The organism is Paenibacillus sp. CCS19 (assembly GCF_033239625.1).
Taxonomy (GTDB): Bacteria; Bacillota; Bacilli; order Paenibacillales; family Paenibacillaceae; genus Paenibacillus_T.
Genome location: NZ_BTCK01000048.1, coordinates 33,973 through 49,759 on the forward strand (window position 1 = coordinate 33,973; position 15,787 = coordinate 49,759).

At 52.2% G+C, this 15,787-nt stretch carries 17 protein-coding genes; 5 read left to right on the forward strand and 12 right to left on the reverse strand.

Features of this window, described 5'->3' with window-relative positions; translation table 11 throughout:
• The first annotated feature begins 2 nt into the window (after positions 1-2).
• Positions 3-572: a RidA family protein gene (locus SBI19_RS24530; protein ID WP_317972159.1), complete on the forward strand. Its 570-nt coding sequence runs from the start codon at positions 3-5 to the stop codon at positions 570-572.
• A gap of 91 nt (positions 573-663) precedes the next feature.
• Positions 664-846 carry a twin-arginine translocase TatA/TatE family subunit gene (locus tag SBI19_RS24535; RefSeq protein ID WP_317972160.1) on the forward strand — a complete coding sequence of 61 codons (183 nt, stop codon included), beginning with the start codon at positions 664-666 and terminating at the stop codon, positions 844-846.
• Positions 847-957: 111 nt separating this feature from the next.
• Here the strand turns inward: SBI19_RS24535 and SBI19_RS24540 are convergent, their stop codons facing one another.
• Positions 958-1,275, reverse strand: coding sequence for a thioredoxin family protein (locus SBI19_RS24540; protein WP_317972161.1), 318 nt, complete (start codon positions 1,273-1,275; stop codon positions 958-960).
• Between the two features lie 183 nt (positions 1,276-1,458).
• On the opposite strand from SBI19_RS24540, the gene SBI19_RS24545 reads away from it, so the two are divergent.
• The 3 genes from SBI19_RS24545 (at position 1,459) to SBI19_RS24555 (ending at position 2,756) form a co-directional block, all read left to right on the forward strand.
• Positions 1,459-1,935, forward strand: a complete 477-nt coding sequence (locus tag SBI19_RS24545) for a DUF2975 domain-containing protein (RefSeq protein ID WP_317972162.1) — start codon at positions 1,459-1,461, stop codon at positions 1,933-1,935.
• A 10-nt stretch (positions 1,936-1,945) separates the two neighbouring features.
• Positions 1,946-2,161, forward strand: coding sequence for a helix-turn-helix domain-containing protein (locus SBI19_RS24550; RefSeq protein ID WP_317972163.1), 216 nt, complete (start codon positions 1,946-1,948; stop codon positions 2,159-2,161).
• A gap of 187 nt (positions 2,162-2,348) precedes the next feature.
• Positions 2,349-2,756: a hypothetical protein gene (locus SBI19_RS24555; protein WP_317972164.1), complete on the forward strand. Its 408-nt coding sequence runs from the start codon at positions 2,349-2,351 to the stop codon at positions 2,754-2,756.
• A 69-nt stretch (positions 2,757-2,825) separates the two neighbouring features.
• Here SBI19_RS24555 and SBI19_RS24560 read toward each other — a convergent pair whose 3' ends face one another.
• The 11 genes from SBI19_RS24560 to SBI19_RS24610 form a co-directional block, all read right to left on the reverse strand.
• Positions 2,826-3,677, reverse strand: a complete 852-nt coding sequence (locus SBI19_RS24560) for a copper amine oxidase N-terminal domain-containing protein (protein ID WP_317972165.1) — start codon at positions 3,675-3,677, stop codon at positions 2,826-2,828.
• 225 nt (positions 3,678-3,902) lie between these two features.
• Complete coding sequence (gene rnhA / locus SBI19_RS24565; RefSeq protein ID WP_317972166.1) at positions 3,903-4,601, reverse strand: ribonuclease H; 699 nt, start codon at positions 4,599-4,601, stop codon at positions 3,903-3,905.
• A 377-nt stretch (positions 4,602-4,978) separates the two neighbouring features.
• Positions 4,979-5,944, reverse strand: coding sequence for a C40 family peptidase (locus SBI19_RS24570; protein WP_317972167.1), 966 nt, complete (start codon positions 5,942-5,944; stop codon positions 4,979-4,981).
• Between the two features lie 75 nt (positions 5,945-6,019).
• Entirely contained in the window at positions 6,020-7,777 is a 1,758-nt protein-coding gene (locus tag SBI19_RS24575) for a glycoside hydrolase family 2 protein (protein ID WP_317972168.1), read from the reverse strand.
• Positions 7,778-7,970: 193 nt separating this feature from the next.
• The gene (locus tag SBI19_RS24580; RefSeq protein WP_317972169.1) at positions 7,971-8,900 is read right to left on the reverse strand and encodes an ArsR/SmtB family transcription factor; all 930 of its coding nucleotides are present in this window, start codon (positions 8,898-8,900) and stop codon (positions 7,971-7,973) included.
• Between the two features lie 172 nt (positions 8,901-9,072).
• The gene (locus SBI19_RS24585) at positions 9,073-9,690 is read right to left on the reverse strand and encodes a TVP38/TMEM64 family protein (RefSeq protein WP_317972170.1); all 618 of its coding nucleotides are present in this window, start codon (positions 9,688-9,690) and stop codon (positions 9,073-9,075) included.
• A gap of 1,127 nt (positions 9,691-10,817) precedes the next feature.
• A complete protein-coding gene (locus tag SBI19_RS24590; protein ID WP_317972171.1) occupies positions 10,818-11,303 on the reverse strand; it encodes a cytochrome c biogenesis protein CcdC in 486 nt (161 codons plus the stop codon).
• 122 nt (positions 11,304-11,425) lie between these two features.
• Positions 11,426-13,594 (reverse strand): methyl-accepting chemotaxis protein, encoded by a 2,169-nt coding sequence (locus SBI19_RS24595; RefSeq protein ID WP_317972172.1) that lies wholly within the window; start codon positions 13,592-13,594, stop codon positions 11,426-11,428.
• Positions 13,595-13,854: 260 nt separating this feature from the next.
• A complete protein-coding gene (locus SBI19_RS24600) occupies positions 13,855-14,016 on the reverse strand; it encodes a hypothetical protein (RefSeq protein ID WP_174812501.1) in 162 nt (53 codons plus the stop codon).
• A 110-nt stretch (positions 14,017-14,126) separates the two neighbouring features.
• Complete coding sequence (gene pdaA / locus SBI19_RS24605) at positions 14,127-14,903, reverse strand: delta-lactam-biosynthetic de-N-acetylase (protein ID WP_317972173.1); 777 nt, start codon at positions 14,901-14,903, stop codon at positions 14,127-14,129.
• Positions 14,904-14,990: 87 nt separating this feature from the next.
• Positions 14,991-15,581 (reverse strand): hypothetical protein, encoded by a 591-nt coding sequence (locus SBI19_RS24610; RefSeq protein ID WP_317972174.1) that lies wholly within the window; start codon positions 15,579-15,581, stop codon positions 14,991-14,993.
• Positions 15,582-15,787: the final 206 nt, after the last annotated feature.

A 15,787-nucleotide genomic window follows, 5' to 3' on the forward strand; every position in this document is an offset into this window, starting at 1 on the left:
CGATGCGCATTCATAAAAACTTGAAGGTCATTATCGGTACGATCATCATCTCCAGCATGGCTACCGCAAGCGCTTATGCCGCTTGGACAACGACAACGTCGACACCTAACAAACTGCCGCTCACTCCGATCTACGAGCCGGAGTTCTATGGCAGCCCATCCTCTTCAATCGCCAGCGCCGTTGCCGTTCCGGCAGGCACAGCCACCTTCTTGACAAGCGGCACGACCCCTTCCGTCATTAACAAGGAAGGCAAAACCGTCTACGAGAAATATGGCGATACAGAAGCGCAAGGCACGAGCATTTTGCAGAACATCGAGAAGCAGCTCGCTGATCAAGGGCTGTCGATGAAGGACGTCATCTACCTGCGGGTGTATGTCGCGCCAGACGCGGCGAAAGGCGGCAAGTTCGACTATGACGGCTGGTTCAAGGCGTATGCGAAGTTCTTCAACACGAAGGCGAACCCAACGAAGACGGCACGCTCAACCGTAGGCGTAGCGAGCCTCGTCAACGCCGATTGGCTGATCGAGATCGAAGCGGTCGCCGCTTATCCGAGCGGTCATAACCAAGACTAACGTCAGACAAGCAAGAACTCTCGCACCTCCCAATGTCAAACAAGCTTTCATAAGCCATCCCTTATCCCAAAATGAATTGGAGCTGAGCGCTATGTTATCCAATGTAGGCTTCCCTGGTTTAATGATGATCTTGGTCGTCGTCCTCATCATCTTCGGACCTTCCAAGCTGCCGGAGCTCGGCCGCGCCGTCGGCCGCACGCTGCACGAGTTCAAGTCGTCCGCTAAGGAACTCGTAGCGGACGTGAAAGAAGAGCCGGCCGACAGCAAGTCCTGAGCCGGCTAGTTCGCACCGTGCGATAGAGAGATAGAACGCACGAAGGGCCGTCCCCCTCTCGCCTGCCGATGGCAGACAGAGGGGGACGGCCCATTTTTCTTAGCAACAGCGTTATCTATGCTCCTGCAGCATGCGGTACAAATGATCGACCGAGCCCATCGCATATTCCATGCGGACAGGCTCACCCTCCTCCAGCAGCACAAGACATGGCACACTCGCCACACGCCAGCGTTCTCGCAGGATAGGCGCGTAGTTAATATTGATTTTATGAATGCCGATCTGCACGCCCGTAGCCTCGACAACCTCCAGCATTCGTTCAGCCACCTTGCACGTGCCGCACATCGCCGTGTAGAACAGCACCGCCTCTCGCCCTTCCTTCATTTCCACTCGCCCGAGCAATTCCTTCTCCGTCCACTCGGCAATCGTCACCTTGCCCACTCCCCTTCCACATGCCCGTCATCTCAATGTAGCGATTTCTGATTCGTTATTCAATAGCCAGAAGACGGAATATAACCAGATGATGCGAATATAGCTAATATCAACAAAGATTTATTGTAAAACGATAAATCTTATGGTAAGTTGGAAGTGACAATACGAAATGAGGTGCATGGTGTGGAACGCGGAACAACCCTATTCTTGAAGCTGACGCTAATTGTTATCGCCCTTCCGGTGCTTGCGTTGTGCGTATACGGACTACCCCGAATCGCGATGGATCCCGGCGACGATTATCCAGCGTATTGGGTATATCTCCTGGTCGCTCTCGGATACGCGTCGGCGATCCCGTATTTCACGGCATTGGTTCAATCCTATAAGCTGCTCAGCTATATCGACAAGAACATCGCTTTCTCCGAGTTGTCCGTGAAGGCGCTCAAGATCATCAAATACAGCGCGTTTACGTTCAGCTTCTTGTATGCGATTGCCTTGCCGCTCTTCTATTATATAGCCGAGAACGACGACGCCCCGGGCGTGATTCTGATCGGAATGACCTTCGCCGGCGCCGCATTCGTCGTCGCCGTGTTCGCCGCCGTTCTTCAGAGGCTGTTAAAGAACGCTATCGATATTAAATCCGAGAACGATTTAACAGTCTGAGGTGACGAACATGACCATTATTATTAATATCGACGTCATGCTGGCGAAACGCAAAATGAGCGTGACCGAACTGTCAGAGAGAGTAGGCATTACGATGGCTAATCTCTCGATCTTGAAGAACGGCAAGGCGAAGGCGATCCGGATCTCCACGCTAGAAGCCATTTGCAAAGCGTTGGATTGCCAGCCCGGCGACATTCTCGAGTACAAGATGGATGAGGAATCGTAAATTTCTATAGTCGAAAGGACTTCACCCTCCACCTGCAGCGTGGAAGATGAGGTCCTTTTTTTATATCCCAAACCAACTATCGCAATAGGCGAATTCCTCCATTACATACATGCATGCAGGCCTTATAATGAAGATATCGATTTACAAAATAGAAACATCCTGCATAAAACACACGGAGGTGCCACTCATGTTCGCCATCCCCGCGGCGCGAAGCCGCGTCTGGTACAAACTCATCATCCCGTTAACATCCATCATTACCGCCGCAATGCTTCTATTGATTCGTTTCGTATTGTTCGGCCAGCCATTCTCCTTCACCATCCTACTTCGATTCACCTTGCTTGCCGTCGTGTTATGCGCCATTGCCGGGATAGCAGGTTGGTTCGGCGCCCGCCTCATGTGGTTGTTCACTATGCTCGGCACATTAATCGGACTCATATGGATGGCAAGCATGTCTACGACCGATACCGGCTGGGAGGACCTCGCCAGCCTGCTCGCCTTCGTTCAGTGCGTTCTTCTCGGACTCATTATCGGCCCGCTCGCCGAGCTTGCCGTCTTCCTATTCAAGCGATTCACCGGACGAAAGAACGGCTTGTAATCTTACCTCACGCAAAAAAGGACTTCACCCTCCGTCACGGACGGAAGGCGAGAAGTCTTTTTTTTTATGCTAAACAACCGTGTTGCTGATGATCTCCACTACACCGTTCGCGTACGCCGTATCTACCAGGTTGCCAATAACGGACACTCCAACCTCACTGAACACATACCACTGATCCTCGGAAGCATCATAGAGAAGCGCCTTCGAATAGCCTTTCAACTCATCTTCCGGAAAGGCATTCACTAATGTATAGATATCATAGCGTTTCACCGTTTTCCCTTGGTTATCCAAGAAGTCATACTGCCCGTTCTTATAGTACGAGCCCGGCACATCGATATTCACCATCCACGAATAGCTGGCAGGAGCCTCCACCTTATCTCCCTTGCTGCCCTCAAAGATTTCATAGATCGTTTTGTTCGTTGCCTTCGCATTAATTTGCTGCACAACGCCGCCCATCGTCATATGGTATTCTTGCTGCAACGTTTTCACTTCAACACCATCTATGACCAATGGCTTGGAACTGATCGTGACAGACGAAGAGTCGTAATGAACCGTACAATTAAAGGTCTCCGCAATAAACCGCAGCGGAACAACGACTCGGTTGTTCTTGATATAAGGCGCCGCATCCAGCGTTACCGTTTTGCCATTGACAACAGCCGATGTGCTGTTCAGCTTCAATGTTACTTTGCTATCATCTTTAGTAATCGTTGCTTCCGAGTTCGACCAGTTGACCTTCGCCCCCAAGTTCTCGCTAATGACGCGCAGCGGCACCATCGTACGGCTGTTCTTCACTTCCGGCTGCACATCGGACCCGATCGCAATGCCATCTATACGAATGCTAGGATTGTCCGCAGCATAAGCAGGCACGGATGCAAAAGCTAGAGTGAGTCCAAGCGCAATACCAGGGATAATCTTCTTCATCGATAATCAATCCTTCTCATTATAATCGGGCGGAAATACATAGGAATCGCTATCGTTATCTCCTTGCCCATGATCTCCATCTCCCCTATAGACGAGATATGTTCGCATTATGTTCATGAGGAATTTCTAATTGTCAGCCCCGCCCTGTCCCTTAACCTCGATGCAGCAAAAAAAATCAGGAACAAGCAGAATATAATCCGCTCATTCCTGATTCGCACATACCCTTTATTTACGTCCGTAGTCGGCCTTGATCTCGCCCCACAGCTTCGTCTGCCACTTCAATACTTTGTTATCGTATCGATTCGATCGAAGCCACGCCTCCGCCTCGTCGACAAGCCGCCAAATCTCAGCAGTCGAAGCATCCCTCGCAAGCGTCGTCGCCACCTTCTTCTCCCGCAGCCATTTCATCGCGTTCATGGAGTCGCTGTAGATGGTGCTCTTGCTGCCGCGCTCCTGCGTGTATCTCAGCGCATGGACAATCGCCAGAAACTCGCCAAGATTGTTGGTCCCCTTCGCAATCGGACCGACGGAGAACAACACTTCGCCCGTTTGCGTATGAACGCCTTTATATTCGACCGGACCCGGGTTGCCCCTCGTGCCGACGTCGACCGAGATGCTGTCGTAATCGATCGGCTCTATCGTCTGCGCCGACGCGGACGAAGCGGTCCGCCCTGCCGAACGGAATCGATTCGAGGCAGCGGCGCCTGCGCTCGCTCCCGCTCCTGCTGATTTGCTGCCTCCCGACGACTTGCCCCAGTGCTTCTCCCAACCGTCGCGGAATGCGCTGTCCGCCGCCGCCTTCGATTCGAACGACTTAAACTTCGCGCCTTCGAACCCGTTCGTCTGCTTCTGGCACTCCGCCCAAACCGAATAAACGCCCGGCTTGCGGCCAACCCATACGACATAATGCTTACTGCCCGCCATTGCTGCATCCCTCCAATGCTACTAGATTACCGCATTCGATAATCATTCGCCAACAGGCTTCAGAACGACATTGCACGGACGCCGCAGCATGCGCGCCAGCCAGATGTGGTATACTCATCGCATAGATGTCCCGCTAGGAGGCAAGCTTTCATGAGTTTCGTTATCTACATGGCGATCATTCAAGTGATTTTGTTCGTCGCCGTCGGCATAGTCGTCTTTCGGATGATTCAGCGTGCCAGAAAGAATGAGAAAGAGAATTAGCCCATGCAGAACTTCAATAACCGTCCAATCTGATAACCCGCCTATTCTTCGGGGTCAGAGCGGACGGTTTTGAAAGTATTGAGTATTATTTATACTTCCTTCCTCAGGCCAATCGCCTATCTCGCCACCCTCTTGCCAAACAAGAACCGTCCCTTCCAATACCCGTTCAGATCGGTAATGACAACGCCCGGATCGCCATAGGTTTGAATGAATTTGCCCATGCCGATGTACATGCCAACATGTCCAACAACCTTGTTGCTGTCATAACGGCCAGGCGTGTAGAAGAACATCAAGTCCGCGGGCTGCAGACTATCCAAGTCAACCTTCGTCCCCATTCCCGATTGCGCGCGCGAAGAACGAGGCAGATCGACGCCGAATCGATCATACACATATCGCATGAAGGAAGAACAGTCGAATCGATGAGACTTCGTATAATGATCCGCATCAAATTCATAAGGCGCGCCAACGAACGTCTTCGCATAACGAACCACTTCCTGCGGGTCAATATCTACCTGCGCAAACGGCTTGAAGCCTCCGCCTGGTCCGTTTGCCAGGTCAGACTCTCGAATCAATATTTGTTTCGTTTGATAGCTGTCATCTTGCATCCGAATATGCAAATCAGAAGTATGGTCATCCCATTTCACATCCGTTTGCAGCAGCGACGCGAGCGCACGCGGCGTCATATACAGCTCGCCATCGATCTGTCTCGGCGCATCCGGCAGATCAATCTTCGTATCGCCAGACATCGCCTCTTTGCTGCTCGCACGCACCTTATAAGCAGCATCCGAGTCACCAATCGCAACACGGCCTTTCGTCTCATGCAGGCGCAGCCCCATCGGAGCAACCGCTTCGTCGAGCGGAATCCAGACGCGGCCGTTCAGCCGCTCTTCCAGAATCGGTATGCGGCGAGAAGGGATGGCCGAGTCTGCCGCCATAATACGCGCCGATCGCTTCGCCAATGCGGATGGCGATGGTTGCGGTCGATTCGTATCTGCTTCGCCGCAACCCCCGCCGGCCAACAACAACGCGCCGCAGGCAGCTGTAAGAAGAACACATTTTGCCGAATAAAGAATTGTCGACATCAAGAAAGACCCCTTTCCGAACTAGAAATAGGGTCTTCCATCTTTCCTAAATTATTCAACTTCGCCTGCCTGCGGTTAACGGCCCTCTACGATACGGCGAATCGCTTCCAGCGGCACCTTCGGCTGGCGGTCATAGGTAAGCAGACCGTTAATCTCCTGCTCAACGTCCGTCAGTTGCGTATAACAAACTCCCTGCAATACAGGCGATTGCAGCGCTGGCGCGAACACATCATCAAGCCGCTTCAAGAAATCCGCATCATCCGATGCGCCGGAGTAGCCCCAGCCATCCCAGTCGCTCTTCTTGAACGAAATGCCGCCGAATTCCGTCAGCAGCAGCGGCTGTCCCTCATAGTCAAAGCCCGGCACAAGAATCCAGCGTCCGCCTGGACGCGAAGCAAGGGCGCGTTCCTTCGTCTCATAACGCTCTGCCAGCACATTACGCCGCCACTCGTAATCATGAATCGTGACGAGGTCCGTTCGCACCATCTCCCAGCCATCATTGGAAATGACCAGGCGCGTCGTATCGAGCGACTTCGTCATGTGATAAAGCGCCAAAGCATGCTGCTGCTGCGCCTCGTCGACCAGAATCTCTCGAACGCCCCAGCTCTCATTGATCGGCACCCACGCAACGAGGCATGGATGGTTATAATCCCGTTCCACCGCCTCCAGCCATTCGCGGGTCATGCGCCCGACATACTGTTCATTGTATTGATAAGCATTCGCCATCTCGCCCCAGACGAGCAAGCCAAGGCGATCCGCCCAATACAGATAGCGAGGGTCTTCGATCTTCTGGTGCTTGCGAGCGCCGTTGAAGCCCATCTCCTTCGTCAATTCAATGTCGCGGCGCAGCGCTTCGTCGCTAGGCGCCGTCAGCACGCCCTCCGGGAAGTAGCCTTGATCAAGAACCAGCTTCATCGTATAAGGCATATTGTTGAGCAGGACGACGCCGTCCTCAACCGATATTTTGCGCATGCCCGCATAGCTCGCAACATGATCGACCGGCGCGCCATCAACAAACAGCGTCAGCTCAAGATCGTACAGGTTCGGACGCTCCGGCGACCACCAGCGCGCTTCAGGCAGATCATTCGGCACGCTCACCATCATGCTGCGCGTTACAACACCGTTCGTGACCGAGAAGAGGTCGTCCGAGACTAACTCGCCGCCGAACGTCAGCATAGCACGCAGTTGAAGTTTCGCATTCGAACGCGCCCGCACTCCGGCGATGGTAGCTTGCAGACATAGCTCACCGTTATCGATATCCGGCGTCAGACGAATACGGCTAATATGCGTATCCGACACCGGCTCCAGCCAGACGCTCTGCCAGATCCCCGTCGTCCGCGTATACCAGATGATTTCGGACTTTTCCTTCCAATACTGCTTACCGCGAGGCAGCGATACATCACGTCCATCGTCCGCCGCCCTGACGACAATCGTATTCTCGCCGGCTTGTACAGCATCGGCAATGTCGGCGAAGAACGGCGTGTGACCGCCTTCATGCGTCGCAACAAGCTGTCCGTTGACCCACACCTTCGCTTCATAATCGACCGCGCCAAAATGAAGCAGCAGCCGCTTGCCCGCATACGCCTCCGGCACCTCAATCGTCCGACGGTACCAGACAACGTCATGGAAGGATGTGTCGCCGATCCCGCTCAGCTCACTCTGGAAACAGAATGGCACCTGAATGCGCATTGGAAAACCTTCATTGCCCGGGACATACCAACGCTCCCGCTCCCCGACTACTTCATCATCAAACGCGAATTCCCATTCCCCATTCAGACTAAGCCACTCTTGGCGCACCAGCTGCGGACGCGGATATTCATTGCGCAATGTCATCGTCACCGTCTCCTTAAGCTTATCGTTAGTAGTTCATTGTTTTATTACAAATTTCATGTAATTATAGTCCGATCATAAGAGACATACACCTAGCTGTCAATACTGTCGTTATCAAACAACGCGCATTACACAAAGTATTTCACTTGCGTATATTTGTTACAAAATTATTGTATTAATAAATAGAAAAACGCGCTCACTCCGTAATAAAGTGAACGCGCATTTGAATGTCCTGTTCATAATCGCCGAATTGCCGGCCGAATATGTTAATGCCGCCTTTATGATTCGCATCTTCTCCGACCCCGATGCGAAGGCGAATCCCCGATTGGCTTGCCAGCTCAAGCTGGGCCAATGTGACGTCAGAAACCGTATGCATATCGACCATGCTTCGTTCATCGTCGACCCGCCATATTTTGCGAAGCCCATATTGTGTTGCATGATCGCCCCACCAAGCCGGGTTCAGCCTTCCTCGTCGATCGCCAAAATCGCCCGGGCTAGTCCAAGTGCCGATATCCACGCCGTTGACCGAAACCGTAATGTCCGAAGGCCAGTTATTATCGTAATTCGGCGCCTCCGAGCACAACTCCATCGTAAATTCCAACGCTGTTATTCGACTGTTCGGCGGAATCTCCAGCGGGAACCGATACTCCAGGTACCCTCGGCGGAACCAGATCAACTGCGCACTCACATGCCGCGGATGATAAAAGCTGGCCGGCTCGTCCGCAGGAATAAGCAGTCCATTCCCATCCGCCATTCCGCAGGTAGGCGCCACTTCGCAGTCCGTGTAATGACCGACCGGCATATCGATCTCGTAAACTTGCTCTTCGCCTTTGGCGCCTAAGAAGCTTGTGTTTAACTGCATATGCACATCGTGGTACGTACGCGTGCACACTTTCATCGCCCCGCGAACCGCAGGCAGCAGCTCCGTCTGAATGAGCCACGCCCCTTCCAACACCCGCACATGGTTCGCCACGGAGGACACGGGCAGCTTCAGAGCCTCCGCAATCTCGACAATGTTCAAGCTCTTCTGGTTAAGAAGCCGCAATATCTCAACTCGCGCACGCGTCGACAACGCATGCGCTACCGTTACCAGCTTGTCCGGTTCGTTAATGTCCAATTCCAGCACAATTGTACCCCCAAGCAGTCCTACCCTCTTTTATTTATTGCTATTGTACGTCATCCGCCCCTTGGTGACAAAAGGAAATTGTGTAATATCGCCGACTCTGCACTCTCCACATTGGAATGATCCAGTCCGCAAACAAAAAGACACTCCCCGCGCATGCAGAAAGCGTCTGTTATCAGGTCTGCCGCCGCTCCCATCTCCGATAGATAACGAGCAGCAGCGCAATGAATATGACATAGATCAGCGCTGTCGCAAGCGCGGTACGCCAATCGTGCAGCAATTCGTGGCCGAGGAAGGCGAACGTGAGCATAGCCGGGATTTTGCCGATAGCTGTCGCCATGATGAATGTGGAGAAACGAATACGGAGCAGCGCCGCATAGACGTTAACAATCAGACTCGGAAACACAGCAAGCAGCCTGGCCAATGCAATGGACATAAATGGCTTACGCTCCATCAACAGCGACAATCGTTCCGTATGACGATTACGCGCCAAGTAAGCCCTCCCCTGCTCTTGACCGAAGGAGCGGACAAGACCGAATATAACGACCGATGCGATTGTCGTCGCGAGCCAGCTTAACGCCGCCCCCGTCAACGGGCCATATAGAATGCCTAACGTACCGATAACGAGCTTATAAGGAACGACCGGCACGAACGCCAGAACAACCGCCACGACGAACAGCCATCCAATCGGCGCATCCCCTCGCTCCAACCAGTCCATTATGACCTGCCGCTGAGTAAACAACACCCCCATCAGCACCGCATACGCCAGCACGACCCACCACTGTCGTTTCATCCCGCCGTCCCCCATCCGACTCATCTGTATTCGTCTATTATAAACGGCGAGCCAACGAACCGAAACATCACCGCCTCGTTCATCCATATGACTCCGCACCACGCTAACGAATCGTACCATCACTATCGCTCGCAGATACGCCCCGCACCACGCTAACGAATCGCACCATGCTATCGCTCGTATATGCGCACCGCACCTCGCTAACGAATCGCAACATCACTATTGCTCGCAGATACGCCCCTGCACCACGCTAACGAACCCAATTGATCTTATTCGTCCATCCGATGCTCCAAACACCAAGATTTCATCCAACTAACACGCACTGAGTTCCTTATATCGAGGATAGGTCAATCCCAAGACGAATAGCGCTACTGCGGTTCGTTAAGGGTCCGCCCTCCTACTTGCCGCCAGGGTTGAGGCGATTGAGGTTGTTGCCGGGGTTTGTTGCCAGGGTTTGTTGCCAGGGTTTGTTACCGGGGTTGTTGCCGAGGTCTGTCTCTGGGGTTTGTTACCAGAGCTTGTTACTGCGGTTGTTGCCGGGTTAGTTACTGGGGTTTGTCTCTGCGGTTTGTCTCTGCGGTTTATTTCTTCGCACTTTGTTTCTGCGGATTTTTTCTAAGGCTTATCTCTAAGGCTTTTCTCTAGGACTTATCTATGGGACTTGTCTATGGAACTTGTCTATGGGACTTTTCTCTGGGTCTTGTCTCTGGGGCTTGTCTCTGGGGCTTGTCTCGCAGGTTTGTCATCGAGTCTAGCAGTGAGGATTGTCTTCGGAGCAATGGCTAGGTCGGTCACCTCGGCTATTGCCGAGATTGCCACACCAATGACACGAAGCGAATAAAAACGAGGAGTGCCCATATTCCCCACCCACAGTGGCGGAGCGCATGCTCCCTTGCATAACGAAGCAGATGAATGATTTCCGTAGAAGCAGAGCGTATGCTTCCGAAGTAGCTTTTCTCCGAAAAGCTTTTAGCGTTCGCCTTTGTCACTCGGATTGTTACCACTTCTGAATTCATAAAATCAGAACAATCCGAGGACAACAGCGATCGAAGGAAACATTCATCTGCGCAGTGATACTTTCAGCTTTTAAATCATTCAATTCATTCAAATCATTCATCTTTTTTCAACTAAGCAGTAAACCCCTTACCCATGCTCGACGACTTGACCATACGGAACTTAATGTACGATACAACACGCCAAGGAATCACATAGCAGAAAGCCACCGTCACGAACAAAGCGCTAAGCGTCTGCGAATCGATATCTTGGATGCTCGTACGAAGCACGAAACGAACAGCTAGAATCGCAAGGAACGAGACGATAAACCACATATTGCGCTTCGCATAAATTTGATTATCCGATCGCACTTCATATTGCGTCGTCCAAATAAGCGGCAGCGACAGGACCAGCCCGATTGCAGCAGCAGCGAGCCACTCCTTGCTAGTCGCATGCGCCTCCGGATTCATAAGTACATACGTTGCCGGCAGCATGTACACTAAGGGCAGCAGCAGACGCACGCCGTTCCCCCGAATCGGCCGATAAAAACTACGCGTCGACCGAAACAGCACAAGCGCAGCAATAATTAAAACGATCGTGTACAGCTCAGTTGCAGTCACAAGCACACCTCACTAATATGGTTAATTATGGAGACATCATCACTATTGTCACCTAATTAAGCAACTTCTGTCAATTACATGAACAAAAAGAGAGGGCTGTCTCCAGCCCCCTCTCGCCAGCGCTATTCTTGATCTGGCGCACCCGTTACAAACTCGGACAAAATGTTGCGCAGCTCGTTAGACAACTCGCTCAGCTTCTCGGACGTTTGAACCAGCTCCGTGCTGATGCCCAGCTGTTCATTCGCTGACGATGCAACCTCTTCCGAGATCGCCGTCGATTCTTCCGCCGTCGCGCTTACCTGAAGGATCATCTCGGATAAAGTGCTCTGCGATGCTTGCAGATTGCCGATCGACACCGACGTCTGAGCGATTTTCTCGACGAAGCCGTTCATCCGGATGTCCACCTGGCGGAAAATCTGATCGACGTTCTTCGCGACATTGACCTGCTCTTGGTGAATTGGATAGTTCTCCTTCAGCGCTTTAACCGTCAGTTCCACTTCATCCACAATCGTACCGATAATCTCCGTTACGACGCCGATCGAACCGCTCGACTGCTCCGCCAGCTTGCGCACTTCATTAGCAACGACTGCGAAGCCTTTGCCATGCTCGCCAGCCCGCGCCGCTTCGATGGCCGCGTTGAGCGACAACAGATTCGTACGCTTCGCAACTTCATCCATCAGTTGCAGGATTTGCCCGATCTGCTTCGTGCTGTCCATCAACTTCTGCGCACGGTTAAGCGTATCTCTCGTCAGCTTCTCGCTCTCGTTTGTTTTGCCAAGCAGGACATCCATTTGCTCAATACCGCTGCGACTCTCGCTCTTCACATCCTCCGCCTGCTCTTGCATCTCTTGGTTGTTGCGGATGAATGAGCGCATCTCCTCCTGCATCGAGAACGCCTGCGTGCTGCCATCCTCCGATTGCTGCGACAAGTCGGATGCGCCGCGTGCGATCTCTTCGGTAGCGAGCGACACTTCCTTCGCGGAATCACCCATTTTGCGCGATACGTCCTGCAATTGAACCGATGTGTTCACGACATAGTCGAGCGTCTCGTTCGTACGCTGAATGAGTTTACCCACATTGCTTGCCATCTGATTGAAGCTCTGGCCCAGCTTGCCGATCTCATCCTTGCGATTCACGTTCATGCGCACGGTTAGATCACCCTGCTCGACCTTCTCCATCAAATCGCGAACTTGGTTGATCGGCTTGCCAACCGTACGAACGATCAAGTAACCGATCAGCAGCGAGATGACAATAGCGACCGCAATCAGAACAATCGTAATGACAAAAATACGATTAATGTCCTTTGTCAATTCCGCAACCGGAACAGAACCCGTTACATTCCATTTGTTAACCGCAGACGTGCTGTACAACACCAAATTATCGCCTTGATTGAACGACCCGGATACATCCTCTTTATCCTTCGATACCGGCAGCGTCAAGCCGAGCGGCTTGCGGATCGCTTTGGGATCGAAGCTGAAGATGACGTTGCCCGCTTCGTCGCTGATCGTCAATTGATGCCCATTGCCGAGTTTAACGTTCTCAAGCGCGCTCATCAGCGCTTCGTCTTTAAACTCGATGAACAGGAAGAAGGTGCCCGTGCCGGCTTTGAGCACTTTGCCAAGCGTGATGTAGTTCGTCTTCGCATCCGTCGTGATCTGTTTCGCAACCGACCCTAACCAGATAACGCGGCCTGCCGCCTTCTCCAGCGTCTCGAAGTACTTCGTATAATCGGCATACAACGAGGAACCATTCGCCGTTGAGTAGAAAGCCGCATCCGTCAATTCCAGAGCATCCGGCTTCATGAACGGCTCTTTATCGAACAACTGGAGTCCGATGTCATTCGTCGAGGCAATTTCAGCAAGGGCATTGCGAATTTTCAGGTCAACTTCATAGCGGTCCGTCGATGTGAAGTCTCCTTCGATGAAATTCTGACGCGTCTCAAGATCCCCCATCAGCGTACGGTCTACTGCAATCTGAGTTGCGATGTTCTCATAGGTGTTGTATAGGAAATCAAGTTTCTCCGTCGTCTGTTCAACGGTTTGCTCCGACGCCTCAGCCACCTTGCTCTTCAATGTATCGCGGGATACTATATAGGACATTGTGCCTACAACCGCTACGAACAATACGATGCTGATAAAGAAATACAAAAACAGCTTCGTGCTAATGGAATGCAAGTTAAACCCTCTGCTCTTGCTTGTACGAATCGGTGCCGCACCACTCTCGTCAGCTTGTTCAGGACGCTCCGCCTTCTTGAATGGCTTCTTGATGTAATCGGTTACATTAAACTTCATGGATATGCCCCCTTCTCCATCTTGACCCAGTTGACAATTGTCGTAAATAGTTAATGTATGTCTTAATTTATTATCCACAACATATATTACTTCGGCATTAACCTTAAAGAACTTTAGCACTAGAACGCTAAATTCGTCGAAAATGTAAAGAAAATCGTCCCGAAAAACTTTCATTCTTAACATTTATGTAAACAATATAAAAAACGCCACTCGTTGAAGTGGCGTTTTGCATCCCTTTTCCGCATAAGCGGATATGTGATTTACTGCAGATTTTTGTCCGTAACTTTGTTCTGGAACGCCTTCGCCGCTTCCGCAGCAGGTTCCGCAGACGCAAACTCCGTATCAGCCTCATTGCTGATCGGCAGCTTGTTCAGCTCCGTCGACTGAACGGCAGCTTTGTTCGCTTTATTCTGTTTCGCCATTATTGACACCTCCCCATCTGCCCCGTGTCGCATGCCTTAAGTATCATCTGCCTACAGCTACCTTCTTATGCGTCGATGGGTCTATAGAACCACGCAATTGAACCTGGATATTAAGGCGTACGTTTGTTCATTTGATCCAAGCTTTTGAATTGATAGCCTTTGGCCTTTGCCGCATCGATAATTCGGCCAAGCGCCTGCGCATTATCACGCGATACGCTGTGCAGCAGAATGACAGCACCAGGATGCAGCTGCGCCATTACTTTTTCGAAGGCGTACTGCGCACCTTTCTGATCGTTCGTATCCCAATCCTTATACGCGACGGACCAGAACACATTCGTATAGCCAAGCTGCTGGCTGACTGCCAGCGAACGCTCATTGAATATGCCGCGCGGCGCGCGCAAATATTTCATTTGTTGCTGCCCGGTCAGAACGGCGACCTCCGATTTGACCTGATCGAGCTCAGTCTTAATTCGATCGGCGGACAACGTGCTCATATCCGGATGGCTCCACGAATGGTTGCCAACGAGATGGCCTTCGCTGACCATTCGCTTCAGCAGCTCCGGCTGTGTTTTGATATAGTGGCCTGTTACGAAGAAAATCGCGGGTACCTGCTTCTCCTTCAGCACATCCAGAATACCGGCAGTCAAACCATTCTCGTAGCCATTGTCGAAGGTTAAGTACAGCTCTGGCGCGGACATATCTCCAGTAAACACGGCACCATAACGAGCAAGCATCGCTTTGAAGCCTTCCTCATCGATTGAGGGCGGCTGGCCATTCACACTTTTCTTGAAGCCAAAATGGTACACGCCTCCGTCGGCATGGGCGGCGGACGCCTGCAGGGCGGAGAACAAAATGACGATCGCTGCAAAGATCCGAAGCGTCTTCATAGGCATGCTCCTCATAGTAGAATAGACGGGCTCTGCCGGCATCATGCGTGCACAGACCGCTTGTAGTGTCTGCTTGGAGGAGGCGAATTATGCGAAGAACAGGCCGATATGGTGCATTTCTGCACCATATCCAGGCCCCATAGGCCATGGTTGGCCGATATGGTGCATTTCTGCACCATATCCAGGCCCCATCGGCCATGGCTGGCCGATATGGTGCATTTCTGCACCATATCCAGGCCCCATCGGCCATGGTTGGCCATTATGGTGCATTTCTGCACCATATCCAGGCCCCATCGGCCATGGCTGGCCGATATGGTGCATTTCTGCACCATATCCAGGCCCCATCGGCCATGGTTGGCCAATATGGTGCATTTCTGCACCATATCCAGGCCCCATCGGCCATGGCTGGCCAATATGGTGCATTTCTGCACCATATCCACGCCTCATAGGCCATGGTTGGCCAATATGGTGCATTTCTGCACCATATCCAGGCCCCATAGGCCATGGCTGGCCGATATGGTGCATTTCTGCACCATATCCAGGCCCCATCGGCCATGACTGGCCGATATGGTGCATTTCTGCACCATATCCAGGCCTCATAGGCCATGGTTGGCCAATATGGTGCATTTCTGCACCATATCCAGGCCCCATCGGCCATTGCTGGCCGATATGGTGCATTTCTGCACCATATCCTGGCCTCATAGGCCATGGTTGGCCGATATGGTGCATTTCTGCACCATATCCACGCTCCATCGGCCAGAGCTGGCCATTATGGTGCATTTCTGCACCATATCAGCGCCCCATCGGCCATTGCAGGCCATTATGGTGCATTTCTGCACCATATCCAGGCCCCATCGGCCATGGCTGGCCATTATGGTGCATTT